This window comes from Parasegetibacter sp. NRK P23 (assembly GCF_023721715.1).
In the GTDB taxonomy this organism is placed as follows: domain Bacteria; phylum Bacteroidota; class Bacteroidia; order Chitinophagales; family Chitinophagaceae; genus Parasegetibacter.
On record NZ_JAMDLG010000007.1, the window covers coordinates 1 to 13,290 of the forward strand.

The following is a 13,290-nucleotide window of genomic DNA, read 5'->3' on the forward strand; positions in this document are numbered from 1 at the left end:
TTTGGGTTCCCTGACTTTTCACATTGATTAAGCTAAATTATTACAACAACACAAACATACGAGACGCGAAGGAGCGAGGACGCAAGGCATTAATTGTTGGGCTGGCTGCTGGATTTTTTAGTATTTTATTTCTCGCAATTGCTTCGTACCTCGCAGGCGCAACGTTGGCGGTTGATTTAATTTCTTGTTGCCAGAGCACTATCAACCAATTCATTTTTTATTCATCCTGAAAAAGGTATATGAGCGCCAACAGGAATGAATAATTGAAAATTGTATCCTGAAAACCAGCCAGTCTTGGGGTATTCAACAGGCCGTGGCGTCGTAGCGCCGTAGCGAGAAAAAATTATGGCACTGAAACCTTTATTAATCCAATTAAGGCTTTGCGTCCTCGCTCCTTCGCGTCTTTGCGTGAAACGAATCAACTGCGTGAACACAACCCTAGCCTGCAACAACCTCCCTTTCCCGCAACCCCGTCATCAACCCCGCATCCGGGCTGTTCTCTAACCATTGTGCGCTTTCTGAAAACGCGCATACTCCGGGGTAATCACCTTTCCTTCCCTGCATATCTAATATTACCTGGAAGTGCAGGTGCGGTGGCCATTCCCCGTTCTCTGCGGGAATACCAAAATGGGCGATTTCGCTCCCGGCTTCCAGTAGCGCACCTTCCTGTAGTCCTTCAATATCACGCAAGGAGATGTGTCCATACAGCGTGTGAAAATCACCAACAGGGGTGTGGTGTTTCACGATAAGTGTGGCCCCATAATCACCGAATTGCTGGTTGAATGCCGTGCTGTGCACGGTTCCTGTTATGGGAAGAAATACGGGGCTGCCCGCTTCTCCCCATATATCAACGCCCAGGTGCAGGCGGCGTGGTTCAGTGCCGTCAAAAACGTTGCTGCGTGCGTAAACGGTGCGGTGTTCGTTGTAGCCGCCAATGCCGTAGCGGCAACCCTTCGAGGAAAGAAGACGGGTGATGTACGCTGAAAATGCTTGGGTATCACGCACCAGTTCAGCAGACAGTTCCGTATTGGAAGCAGTGAGGTTCATGGCCAGTAACTTTTCCCCCGGCAATAGTTCCACTACAGGAAATAGCGGTTGCGCAACGATGTATTTTTCCCAGTCTGATTTGTTCATCATACCTATAAAGATACGGTGGCAAACACCGGGAAATGATCGGAAGAAAAACGGCCTCCCCATGTTTGCGACAACGTGGCGTGTTGCAGTACTTTCAAATTGTTGCGGATGAAAATATAATCTATGGGGTCGTTGGAGGTTTCTTTCGGACCGAAACCGGTGAACGTTCCGGTAGGGCCATAATGTGGTGTGGCCGAAATGCTTTTGGCATCGGTGAAACGCAAATCGGGTTCAGCTTCCAGCAAAACACGAATGGGTTCATCGGAGGGAGTAGCGTTGAAATCGCCTGTGATGATGGTGGGATAATTTCCTGCGAGCTCCTTTACTTTCCGGAGGAGCAGCTTGGCGCTTTCTTTCCGGGCTTCTTGTCCTTTGTGGTCGAAATGGGTATTAAAATGGTAGAACACCTTATTGGTTTTTTTATCACGGAACCTGGCCCAGGTCACGATCCTGGTAATGGCGGCATCCCAGCCTTTGCTACCAGGCACGGTTGGGGTTTGCGAAAGCCAGAAGGTTTCCGTGGCAAGCATTTGAAGGCGCGTGGTATCGTAGAAGATAGCGCTGTATTCTCCCTTCGTTTTACCGTCGTCCCGGCCCCCGCCGGTGTATTTGTATTGTGGCAAACGTTCCTTCAGGTCCATCATCTGGTTGTGAAGCGCTTCCTGAACGCCAATGGTATGTGCCTTATGGAAGAGGATCTGGCTCGCGGCCATATCTTTACGGAATGGCCAGGCGTTCGCACTGTCCGAAGCTGTATTCAGCCGGATGTTGAAAGTCATCACATGAAGTTCCTGGGAAAAACACCAGGTTGACAGCAGGCATAAAACGGTAAAGCAAAGCGTTTTTTTCATAATGAAGCATTGGTCTGCAAAGATAGGTGAAACCGCTTCGCTGAAATTTTCCTACATTCATCTTAACCATTCCTTCATCATTCACCTGAACTATGAAAGAAAAGATCGTTTTTTTCTCCGCCAAGCCATACGATAAAGTATTTTTCGATAAAGCCAATGCGCCCTACGGTTTTGAACTGGAATACCTGGAAACGCATCTTGGGCCGCATATCGTACAAGCCATTCAACCCGGAACTTTCGGCGTATGTGCCTTTGTGAACGATAAGTTACCCGCCCCTGTAATAGACGTGCTGGCGGGAAAAGGAATAAAACTGATTGCCATGCGTTGCGCGGGTTTCAATAACGTGGACCTGGAAGCCGCGAAGCGTTCCGGTGTTCGCGTATGCCGGGTTCCGGCGTATTCTCCGGAAGCCGTGGCTGAACATGCTGTGGCCATGCTGCTCACCCTGAACCGTAAAACACATAAGGCGTATAACCGTGTACGTGAGCAAAATTTCTCCCTGAACGGATTGCTGGGTTTCAACCTGTTTGGTAAAACCGCCGGCGTGATTGGTACCGGTAAAATTGGCCAGGCGTTCTGTAGGATCATGAAGGGGTTCGGATGCCGGGTAATTGCTTACGATCCTTACCCGGATGCGGCATTGGAAAAAGCGGGGGTGCAATACATGTCTTTTGAAGAAGTGATGCGTCAGTCGGATATTATTTCCCTGCATTGTCCGCTTACGCCGGAGAACAAACACCTTATTTGCCGGGAAACTCTTGATCTTGTTAAGCATGGCTGTACAATAATCAATACCAGCCGCGGCGGGTTGCTGCATACTGCCGACATCATTCAGGCGCTGAAAACAGGAAAGGTGGGCTACCTTGGTATCGATGTGTATGAGCAGGAGGAGAAAATTTTCTTTAAGGACCTTTCCGCCCAGATTATTGAAGACGATGCGATCCAGCGGTTGATGAGTTTCCCCAATGTACTCGTTACCGGACACCAGGCCTTCTTCACGGAAGAAGCGCTTACACAGATAGCGGAAACCACTTTGGATAGCATCCGTATTTTCGCCGCAGGGGAGGAACCTCCGAAAGACAGGATACTGGTGTGAAAATATGGTATTGGAAACGCATCTTTGCAGCATGACTACGCCAGGCTACCAGGAAATTTTTGTAAGCCTCCTCCTTTTACTTACCGGAGTACTGTGTATTCGCTTCCGTAAACTAACCTTTGCCGGGGCAATATGGGCGATGGTGCTGGGGCTGGTTTTGTATTATGGTGCAGGGTTCTCTTCCCTTGTATTGCTGGCGGTATTCTTTTTATCGGCCACAGCGGCTACAGCCTACCGTAAGCGAGAAAAGGCCGCCATGCTTGGAAGGCCGGTGCACGAGGAAAGGCGGGCGGCCTGGCAGGTATTGGCCAATGGAGGCGTGCCTATGTTGGCAGGTTTGGCTGCACTTATGTTCCCTGAAAAATTTATCGCTGAACTATTGATTGCGGCAGCTTTATCTTCCGCCACATCGGATACACTTTCTTCGGAACTGGGCATGGTATGGGGAAAACGTTTTTTCAACATTGCCACTTTCCGGCGAGAAGCACCGGGTGCCGATGGGGTAGTAAGTTTAGAAGGAACACTTGCGGGAATACTGGGTGCAGCCATGATTGGCGTTGTATTTTATCTTTTTAATGGTCAAAGTCGTGCTGCTTACATTGTATTTGCTGCGGGGATAACGGGTAATCTCACAGACTCCTTTCTGGGGGCCTGGCTCGAAAGGAAGCAATTGTTGGGCAACGATGCCGTGAATTTTCTGAATACATTGGTTGCGGCGGGCGTTGCATGGTTGCTGTTTTTACTATCATAATATGGGTTGAAGATAATCTCCCCTTTAGCGGGCTAGAAAAACACTGATTATCAATAAAGAAAAAAACGCTGGTAGTAGTTTTGGCGTAGCACTAAAAATGGTATTGCGGTCATTTCTTTTCAAATTGGAGGTACTAAAAATTGCACCATTATGAAAAGAAAATTTCAGCCTTTGGGCCTGTTGCTGGCCACCCTTGTCCTGTTCTCCTGTAAAAAAGATACCGCGCTGCCGCAGCCTGAACCAGCGCCGGTAAACAACGAACCGGCGATTGTTTCCGACGCTATTTACAACGATCGCACCATCAACTGGGAAAACAGAACACTATTTACTACCTATACACAATCGCAGGCGGCTACCGATTTCGGTAATGTGAGCGGTTGGGTAGATTCAAGGGGCTACATTTCCAATGGAAAAGACGGGGGCAAAAGCGCCCGCATTACTTTGCTGCCGAATGCGCTTACCGGAGCTGGCGGTGTGATCGCGAATGTGGACATTTCTGATGGATCGGAATATTCACTGGACTATGATATGCGGTTTCATTCCGAGTTCAACTGGGGAAGAGGAGGTAAGGTCGGATTCGGGTTCCGTATCGGGGAAGGGAATACCGGTGGAGATCCGGGAACGGACGGAAACGGAGGCAGCGTTCGTTTGATGTGGTATTCTCCCAATTCCAATCCCAGCCGGGTGTACCTGCATCCGTATGTGTACTACAAGGATCAGCCCGGGCAATTCGGAAATAACTTCGGGAAGTCGTTCCCCAGTTCGGGAGCGCTTAGTAAAGGGACCTGGTACCATGTACACATTTATGTAAAGAGCAATACGGGCAGCAGCACCAATGGATGGATCCGTATCAGGATCAATAATACGACGTTACTGGATCAGGCCATTCGTTGGACCACGAACGATAATCAGCGGTTGGTGAAGAACATGGCGTTCCATACTTTCAGGGGCGGTAGTTCTTTGGCGGATTGGGGGGTGTCTTCTACGGATTATGTTTATTATGATAACCTGGTTATTAACAGGATTAATTGATTTGGATGTGGGTTGATGGGTGAGGAGGTGATGCCGGCTTACGACCTGTAAATTTTTCGCGTGAAAAAGCGAACGGAGGTTGAGTTAGGGAGGGTTGATTTTTATTTTTTGGATGGTGGATTGGCCACCCGCTTTTTCTACACGAAAAATTTACAGGCCGGCGCCGGGGTTTGGAACCGTTTGTTTTTTGGGAGGCATTGGTTAGGGGAGGCTTGTTGGTGGGAGGGAAGATCCTTTGGAGGAGTTGGTGGTGACTTGACTGGTCTCAAATGCGCTAGCTCAGGCGATGGGGTTTAGTGCAAGGCTTTAGCTACCGCAAACTTTTGTTGCTACATCGATAAAAACAAAAAGAACAGGCGATGCGATTGTATAGACTTTCAGCGCTTTTTTAACCTATAGGCTTTCAACCTGTAGTAGTTCAGTTGTTGGGTGAGGGGATTTATGGGTTACCTGTTGTACAGGGATATTCAGGAAGCATATTGTTGAATAAGTTGCAACAATTGAGGGGCGGATTTAACGCCTGGTTCGCGCCATAGTAATTTTCCGTTTCTGAAAAGCATCAGGGTAGGGACAGAGCTGACATTGTAGGCTCCGGCAACATCAGGGTGGGCATCCACATCAACCTTGAAGATGGATATATTGTTACCCAGCTTATCTTTTACTTCTTTGAGTACCGGGGGCATCATTTTGCATGGGCCGCACCAGTGGGCATAGAAATCGATGAGCACCGGGGTATTGCTGTTGATGATGGATTGGAAGGACTGGTTCATCGTATTTGTTTTTCTGCACAAAAATAAGCCAGTTGCTTTTCCGGTGACGTGATCAATATCACATCAGTAACTCTATTTGCCGGAGGGGTTGATGACCGTATCGCAGAAGCCATACTCCTGGGTATCGTTGGAGGCTACAACAACCAACCTTTGAGGCGCGAAACGTTCTACCAGCCTATGGTACAGGGCATAGCCCTCTTTGTCGAGGTTGGTGCAGGGTTCATCCAGCAGGAGGATGGGGGTGTCTGAAAAGAATGCCTGCGCCAGCTTCATTCGTTGTTTCATGCCGGAGGAAAAGAGGCGGATCTGTTTGTTCTTCGCTTTCTCGAGGCCTACTTCGGAAAGAATTTCTGCAATGGAAAATCCTTTGAGCAGGGGTTTGAATGTATTGTGAAAGCGGAGGAATTCCGGGGCGCTCATTTCTTCCACGACTTCCAGGTAGGGCGCCGCGATGGAGATATATTGAAAATGCTGTTCAGGATCGGCTGAAACTGATGCATCTGGGAAGAAGGTTATTTTTCCCTCGCTTGCCGCCTGTGCTCCAGAGAGTACCTGCAAAAAAGTTGACTTCCCCGATCCGTTGGGACCTGTAATCGCGTAAGCCTTTCCTGCAACAAAAGAATGGGTAAAGTGGCGGAATATCCACTCACGGTTAAAGCGTTTTCCGGCGTTTTCCACCTCAATCCTCATCCGAGTTCCCTTTGGTGAACCGTTTAATGATACCCCTTCCGCTTTCGCGGATGAAGGTCACGATCTCATCGCGTTCATCGCTGGCAGGCAGTTCCTCTTCAATGAATTCGAGGGCCTGGCTGGTGTTCCTGCCCTTATTATAGATGATGCGGTAGATATCGAGGATGTGGTTGATTTTTTCGATGCTGTACCCGCGGCGCTTCAGTCCAACGGAGTTTACGCCGGAATAACTTAAAGGCGTACGGGCCGCTTTGATGTAAGGAGGAACATCTTTGGAAACGAGTGAACCTCCGGCTATGAACGCGTGCTGACCGATGTGCACGAACTGGTGCACGGCGCAAACGCCGCCCATACCCACATGATCGCCCAGTACAACGTGTCCCGCGAGTTGTGTACTGTTGCTGAGCGTGCAGTTGTTACCGATGATGCAATCGTGTCCGATGTGCGTGTAGGCGAGGATCCAGCAATTGTTACCAATCACTGTTTTCCAGCGGTCGGTGGTGCCACGGTGGATGGTCACGAATTCGCGGATCACGCAATTGTCGCCGATCTCGACGGTGGTTTTTTCGCCGGTGTATTTTCTGTCTTGCGGAAGTGCGCCCAATACTGCTCCGGGAAAGATCATACAGTTCTTTCCGATGCGGGTACCTTCCATGATGGTCACGTTGGAACCTATCCAGGTGCCTTCGCCGATCTCTACGTCGGGATGTATTACGGTAAAGGGGTCGATCTTTACGTTCGTGGCGAGTTTGGCATTCGGGTGGATATAGGTGTGTGGATGGATCATGCTGAATGAAAGTTAATAATGGATTAGGCTTCTCTTTTAACGAGTTGCGCCACAAGATCTGCTTCGGTGGCTACTTTATTGCCTACATACACTGTTCCTTTCATTTCACAGATCCCTCTGCGGATGGGGGCGGAGAGTTCCATTTTCAGTAAAAGTGTATCGCCTGGCACTACTTGCTGCCTGAATTTACAATTGTCGATTTTAAGGAAATAAGTATCGTATTGGCCCGGGGGCATGGCGTTGATGCAGAGAATGCCGCCGGTTTGCGCCAACGCTTCCACCTGCAATACGCCGGGCATTACAGGATTTCCGGGGAAATGGCCCTGGAAGAACTGCTCGTTGAACGTGACGTTTTTCACCCCAATGATGTGTTTGTCACTCATTTCGATCACTTTATCGATGAGCAGGAACGGGTAGCGGTGTGGCAATGTTTTTTCGATCTGGAGCAGGTTGTAAACCGGTTCCTGGTTGGGATCGTAAACGGGTACATCTTTGATGTGCTTGTTCTTCTTGATGTATTCCTTGATCTTTTTCGCGAAAGCCACGTTGGTGCTGTGTCCCGGGCGGTTAGCGATGATGCGTGCCTTGATGGGGTAGCCGATCAGCGCAAGATCACCCACCACATCGAGCAGTTTGTGCCGTGCGGGTTCGTTGGGGAAACGGAGTTCCAGGTTATTGAGGTACCCTTCTCCGATTACTTCGATCTTTTCTTTACCGAAAACTTTTGCGAGCCTATCGGCTTCGGCTTCGGTCAGGGGCTTATCCACCACCACGATCGCGTTATTGATATCACCTCCTTTGATGAGGTTGTTGTCGAGCAGCATTTCCAGTTCGTGGAGGAAGCAGAACGTGCGGCAGGCGGCGATTTCATTCTTGAAGTCGCTCATTCTTTTCAGGCCGGCGTGTTGTGTGCCCAAAACGGGTGAGTTGAAATCGATCAGCGTGGTGATCTTATAATCCATGGAGGGCATGGCTACCATTTCCACGCGTTTGGCTTCATCGTAGAAGTTGATGTTCTGGTCGATGCTGTACCATATTTTCGCGGCCTCCTGTTCGGTAACGCCGACTTTTTCGATGAGTTCTATAAACGGGCGGGAGCTGCCGTCCATGATGGGAATTTCGGGTCCGTCCACTTCAATCAGTACGTTGTCTACGCCAAGACCCACCAGTGCGGCCAGGATGTGTTCCACGGTACTTACTTTGGCGCCGTTGTGTTCGAGGGTGGTACCGCGGCTGGTATCCGAAACATAATCGCAATCCGCTTTTACCACGGGCTGACCTGGAAGGTCAATTCTTTTGAACTGGAAACCGAAGCCGGGATTGGCGGGTTTCAGGGTCATGTTCACTTTAGCGCCGGTATGCAGTCCTGTGCCGAAAATGCTTATATCTGACTTGATCGTATGTTGCTTATCCGGGTTGAATTGGTTATCCATTGTGGTTGTATGCCTTTGGTAAAGTGGGCAAAGATATTGAATTCCATTAACGTAACGAACCGGAATCTACTCTTGAGGGGGTGTCTTTCCCCGCGATGATGGACCTGCTGCTGAGGGCTATGGCACGGATAATCCTTGTCATGTTCTCCAGGTCGAGGGTTGCCAGTTCATCTTCCACGGTATGGTAATGCTTTTCGCTGTCCATTTTGGAGGTGGAGATGGTATGGGCCGGAACGCCGAGCCGGGCGAGGGTGGCGTTATCGGAGCGGTAGAAAAGGTCCTGGTCGGGATATGGATCGGGGTGGAAGGTGAAATCAGTTCCTTCAAGGTTCTTTGCCAGTATTTTACCCATATCCGTTTTTTCATATCCGGTGATGTAGGCGCTGTTTTTTCCCCATTTAGAATCGGTGCCGATCATTTCTATATTGAACATGGCCATTACCTTGTCGGGGTTGAACTGGCGGGAAAAGTACTGGGAGCCGTATCCGCCCACTTCTTCCGCGGTGAAGGCCGCGAAAACGATACTTCTTTCATTGTTTTTTTGCTTCGCGAAATACTGCGCCAGCATCATCACGGCGGTAGTGCCCGCGGCATCGTCGTTGGCCCCGTTATAAATGGAGTCACCGTTTACGGCCTTACCGATCCCGAGGTGGTCATAGTGACCCGAAAATATCACGTATTCATCTGGTTTTGACTTGCCGGGAAGTATGCCCACTACGTTGGCGAGGGGCTTTTCCTCCGTATTGTTTTCTGCGGAAACCGATAAAGTGTTGATGGGGTCGGAGGTAAGCACGAATACCACATTGGCCGCATCGCTCATCCGGTCCTGCTTGTAATTTTTCAACCTTTTAAAAATAGAAGTATGCGCCGGGTCAACGGCCACGATGACCGGTTCCGCGCTGGTGAGCAGCGGTAATCCCTTGGCACGGAAATCATCCTCTTTAGAGATATTGATGATTTTATAAGAACCGGGCAGTTTGATGTCTATCTTTTTTTCTACGGAAAGCAGGATGATGTTTTCTTCCGCGAACGCGTTCCCGTTCAGCGAAGCGTTTATGTTCCTGATATCTGGCCGAACCATAGAAAATGATTGCAGGAAGGAGTTCCCTGAAACCGGCTTCAGTCCTGCTTTTTTGAATTCTTCGGCTATAAACGCGGCAGCCTTATCGATACCAGGTGTAAAAGTGCGTCTTCCTTCCATATCATCGGCGGCCAGTATGGATTCGATGCGCGTAACTTCTTTAATGTTGATGACCTTCTCCAGTTGTTGTGCCGAAGCGGCAGTGGTGGATACTATCAGTGCGAGGACAAGCCCTCCTATTTTTCTCATTGAATATTGTTTGATATAGAGAATTTTACAAGCTCATCATTTCTTTAAACTTCACGGTTTGCCGGCGACTCACTTCTATCTTTTCACCGCCTTTCATTTCCAGGAGCAGGCCCCCGTTGAAATAGGGTTCTATCTTATCGATCAGCCGCAGGTTCACTATATGTTTTCGGTTGGCGCGGAAGAATATCTTCTCATCGAGGCGTTCCTCGAGCGCGTTGAGTGATTTCAGGATGAGCGGTTTGTTGGGGCCGAAGAATACCTTCGCGTAATTGCCCACGCTTTCGAACAACCTGATTTCGGAGAGCTTCACAAACCAGCACCTTTCCCCGTCTTTTACGAAAACCTGGTCATTTTCTCCGAGCAGACTCCTGTTCACATTGAGTTCACCACCGGCCTGCTGGTCTTTTTCCTCTTGCTGGTGGAGTTTGTGTATGGCGTCGGAAAGGCGTTTGGGTTCAATGGGCTTCAGCAGGTAATCCAGCGCGTTCACTTCAAAAGCTTTCAGCGCGTATTCATCGTAGGCGGTGGTGAAAATAACGTGCGGAGCACGGTCAAGCTCTGTAAGCAGGTCGAACCCGGTTTTTCCCGGCATCTGGATATCGAGGAAGATCAGATCGGGCTGAAGGGTATCAATTCTTTCGATGCCTTCTTCCACATTGGCGGCTTCGGCCACTACTTCGATCTCGGGGAATTCCAGCAATAATTTTTTAAGTTCGTTGCGTGCGAGGCGTTCATCATCGATCAGGATCGCGCGGATCATGCGTAAAAAATTTAAAGTGTGTGTTTAGGTATTTGGCGGCAACTAAGTTAACATTAAAAATCAGTAATGTTCCACCACGGGGATGGTTACCCTGGCTTCCACCATATTGCCGTTGATCTCTTTGATTTCGAAATCTGATTTTTCGCCAAAAAGCAGGCTGAGCCTGTTTTGCGTGCTGTTCAGGCCAAAACCGTCGCCGTTCTTTCCGCCATTAAGGCGGCCCGTATTCTGGATGATGAGCTCGTGGTGGTCATCTTTGAAATCGGAGATAATGCGCACCAGTCCGCCATCCACCTGTTTGCTGATGCCGTGTTTGATGGCGTTTTCCACCAGTGTTTGCAGCATCATGGGCGGTATAGGTTGGTCCAGGGTGTCTTCATCAATATCGTATTCAACCTGTAACCGGTCTTCGAAACGGATGTGTTCCAGGGCGAGGTAATCTTTTACGATGTTCAATTCTTTTTCCAGCGGAACGGTTTCCTGTTTTTCGGCCTGTAGACTGCTGCGGAGGATATTACTGAGTTCCGTGATGGCGGTCCGGGCGCGGATCGGGTCCTCGTCCACCAGTGCGCGGATGCTGTTGAGCGCGTTAAAAATGAAGTGCGGGTTGATGTGTGATTTGATGGTTTTCAGTTCCAGTTCTTTTACCAGCGCTTCCAGGCGCAGGGTATCCACTTCCTGTTTCCTGATCTTATTGATGTAATGGTAGAAGTAATAGATGAGGATCCAGGGCGTAAGGAACATACCGTAATCAATCATCTTGGTAAGGAGTTTCGAATTGAAACTCATGGATGGGGTAGCCGTCTTCTTGGGAATAATGAACACATTGGAAATCAGTATGTTGGCCATTGCGGCAATCAGGCAGGCCACCACCAGCGCCATCAGCAGGCGGGGCATGGCTTTTTCCACCGGTAACAGGAGCCAGTTGGTCTGCTTGATGTAGGAACGAAGCAGGTGGGAAGTGGCCAGCCCGGTGGTGATGAATATAAAAAGCTGGTCGATGATACTTTCAGAAAGCTCATTGAAGGTGTAGGCCAGGAAAATGTAGGAGATGGTAACGGAACTCCAGCCTGCCACCTGGAACAACCAATATCGGGGAATTTTTTTCAGCATATAGGTTCTGTACTTACAAATCTAACCATTTACCCCTGTCACGGAAACCGAAAAGTATTAATGGTAAAAACGGGGTGTAAATGGTGTTTAAACATTTAGATAGAAACCTTTAGCACAAGGAAAAATGTCTTTTAGGGGTATGGGGTGATTTGGTAGTTTATGCTGTTTGTTGCTAACTTCACTATTCGAAAATCCGTTCTCTTGAAACCCATACCGTACCTCCATCATCTATGGACCCGCATCCCGGGTTGCTTGCTCGTAGCGCTGCTGTGGGCGGGTGCTGCCAATGGGCAGGGGCGGGTTGTAATCAATGAGTACATGCCCTGGCCCGACAACGGATGCCCTGTTACCTCAGAATTTGTTGAGTTGTATAATTTCGGTCCCGGCCCGGCCAATATCGGCTGCTATGTGCTTACCGATGGCGATTACTCCATCACCATTCCCGCTAATACGATTCTGTTACCCGGTGAATATTATGTGATCGCCGGCATGGACGTACTCCCTTCCGGTTGCGGAAACCTCACCAAATCGGTTACCGCACAACTGAACTGGAATACCTGCAATTGCACCAGCGGCACAATTCCTACTACCGGAGCAGGCCTTTTCACAGATGGTGGAAGCGGTGCGGAACAAGTGGTATTGCTTAATAGTACCGGAACTGTAGTGGATGCAGTGATCAGAAACCTTCCTGCCGAACCTTCCGCTTCGATCACTACTTCTTCTAACTCGGGCTGTACACCGTTCACATTCGACCTCGATAATATGTCCTTCACTTATGAAGTGCTGGGCATGTCCACGGGAAGAGGCAATACTTTCGCGCGGTTGCTTGACGGCGACTGCGGCTGGTTGAAAGAATCCAAACAAAGCGCCGGTGAAAGCAACAATTCCGCCGGCGATAATTCGTCGCTCTCCGCCGTACTCACCGTTACCAACGGAACTGCCTGCCCATCCAACGGCTCCGCTTTTATTGAAGTATTCGCTTCAGATTATACCAGTGTTTTTCCGATGGATTATACCCTCGCAAAAGATGCTGATAACGACAACCAGTATACCATCAACGACCTGTACACTCTTGGTACGGACAATACCGCTCCGAATATACCCCTGGATAACCTTTCAGAAGGGCGCTACAAGGTGGTGATCGCCTCGGCGATGGGGTGTGACCTTAAGTCCTTTAGTTTCAATATACTTCCCTGCGGGTCCGTACTCAATCCCCTTCTCCCGTCTTCCGATACGCGACCTGTTGAAACGGGTTTCCGGCTTGCGGCCGCGCCCGGTTCCAAACAGGTATTACTGCAATGGAAAGCGGACCGCACCGAATACAGGCTGGCGGTTTACAACAGCATCGGCCAGGCCATCCACACCGAAAAACTCCGGGTAACCTCAGCGGGTGTTTTTCAGCACCGCTTCAACATGCCTGGCACCGCGCAGGGCATATTCCTGCTCTCACTCGAACGCACCGATGGTGTTCCCGGAAAATATATTCAGCGCTTCTTCCGTTAATGGTTCAACCTTTCGCCTTTCATCCTGTTATTAATGGGT

General features: G+C 49.4%; 13 protein-coding genes. 4 read left to right on the forward strand and 9 right to left on the reverse strand.

Features of this window, described 5'->3' with window-relative positions:
- Positions 1 to 438: 438 nt before the first annotated feature.
- Positions 439 to 1,137, reverse strand: a complete 699-nt coding sequence (locus M4J38_RS16695) for a peptidoglycan DD-metalloendopeptidase family protein (RefSeq protein ID WP_251760941.1) — start codon at positions 1,135 to 1,137, stop codon at positions 439 to 441.
- A 2-nt stretch (positions 1,138 to 1,139) separates the two neighbouring features.
- Entirely contained in the window at positions 1,140 to 1,985 is an 846-nt protein-coding gene (locus tag M4J38_RS16700) for an endonuclease/exonuclease/phosphatase family protein (RefSeq protein WP_251760942.1), read from the reverse strand.
- A 92-nt stretch (positions 1,986 to 2,077) separates the two neighbouring features.
- Here M4J38_RS16700 and M4J38_RS16705 point away from each other — a divergent pair, with 92 nt between their 5' ends.
- The 3 genes from M4J38_RS16705 to M4J38_RS16715 all read left to right on the forward strand — a co-directional run bounded on the left by M4J38_RS16705 (position 2,078) and on the right by M4J38_RS16715 (position 4,865).
- Positions 2,078 to 3,082 carry a 2-hydroxyacid dehydrogenase gene (locus M4J38_RS16705; protein ID WP_251760943.1) on the forward strand — a complete coding sequence of 335 codons (1,005 nt, stop codon included), beginning with the start codon at positions 2,078 to 2,080 and terminating at the stop codon, positions 3,080 to 3,082.
- A 31-nt stretch (positions 3,083 to 3,113) separates the two neighbouring features.
- Complete coding sequence (locus tag M4J38_RS16710) at positions 3,114 to 3,833, forward strand: DUF92 domain-containing protein (RefSeq protein WP_251760944.1); 720 nt, start codon at positions 3,114 to 3,116, stop codon at positions 3,831 to 3,833.
- Between the two features lie 150 nt (positions 3,834 to 3,983).
- Positions 3,984 to 4,865 (forward strand): polysaccharide lyase, encoded by an 882-nt coding sequence (locus tag M4J38_RS16715; protein ID WP_251760945.1) that lies wholly within the window; start codon positions 3,984 to 3,986, stop codon positions 4,863 to 4,865.
- Positions 4,866 to 5,332: 467 nt separating this feature from the next.
- Here M4J38_RS16715 and trxA read toward each other — a convergent pair whose 3' ends face one another.
- From trxA to M4J38_RS16750, 7 genes are all read right to left on the reverse strand, one after another.
- Positions 5,333 to 5,635 (reverse strand): thioredoxin, encoded by a 303-nt coding sequence (trxA, locus tag M4J38_RS16720; protein ID WP_251760946.1) that lies wholly within the window; start codon positions 5,633 to 5,635, stop codon positions 5,333 to 5,335.
- A gap of 72 nt (positions 5,636 to 5,707) precedes the next feature.
- Positions 5,708 to 6,325, reverse strand: a complete 618-nt coding sequence (locus M4J38_RS16725; RefSeq protein WP_251760947.1) for an ATP-binding cassette domain-containing protein — start codon at positions 6,323 to 6,325, stop codon at positions 5,708 to 5,710.
- The gene (lpxA, locus tag M4J38_RS16730) at positions 6,315 to 7,112 is read right to left on the reverse strand and encodes an acyl-ACP--UDP-N-acetylglucosamine O-acyltransferase (RefSeq protein WP_251760948.1); all 798 of its coding nucleotides are present in this window, start codon (positions 7,110 to 7,112) and stop codon (positions 6,315 to 6,317) included. Before lpxA ends, M4J38_RS16725 begins: the two co-directional genes overlap by 11 nt.
- Before the next feature lie 23 nt (positions 7,113 to 7,135).
- A complete protein-coding gene (locus tag M4J38_RS16735; RefSeq protein ID WP_251760949.1) occupies positions 7,136 to 8,545 on the reverse strand; it encodes a bifunctional UDP-3-O-[3-hydroxymyristoyl] N-acetylglucosamine deacetylase/3-hydroxyacyl-ACP dehydratase in 1,410 nt (469 codons plus the stop codon).
- A gap of 46 nt (positions 8,546 to 8,591) precedes the next feature.
- The gene (locus M4J38_RS16740; protein ID WP_251760950.1) at positions 8,592 to 9,875 is read right to left on the reverse strand and encodes a M28 family peptidase; all 1,284 of its coding nucleotides are present in this window, start codon (positions 9,873 to 9,875) and stop codon (positions 8,592 to 8,594) included.
- Positions 9,876 to 9,900: 25 nt separating this feature from the next.
- Positions 9,901 to 10,635 carry a LytTR family DNA-binding domain-containing protein gene (locus tag M4J38_RS16745; RefSeq protein ID WP_251760951.1) on the reverse strand — a complete coding sequence of 245 codons (735 nt, stop codon included), beginning with the start codon at positions 10,633 to 10,635 and terminating at the stop codon, positions 9,901 to 9,903.
- A gap of 60 nt (positions 10,636 to 10,695) precedes the next feature.
- Positions 10,696 to 11,748, reverse strand: coding sequence for a sensor histidine kinase (locus tag M4J38_RS16750; RefSeq protein ID WP_251760952.1), 1,053 nt, complete (start codon positions 11,746 to 11,748; stop codon positions 10,696 to 10,698).
- Between the two features lie 201 nt (positions 11,749 to 11,949).
- Here M4J38_RS16750 and M4J38_RS16755 point away from each other — a divergent pair, with 201 nt between their 5' ends.
- On the forward strand, positions 11,950 to 13,251 hold the full coding sequence (locus M4J38_RS16755; RefSeq protein WP_251760953.1) for a lamin tail domain-containing protein: 1,302 nt from the start codon (positions 11,950 to 11,952) through the stop codon (positions 13,249 to 13,251).
- The last annotated feature ends 39 nt before the right edge of the window (positions 13,252 to 13,290 follow it).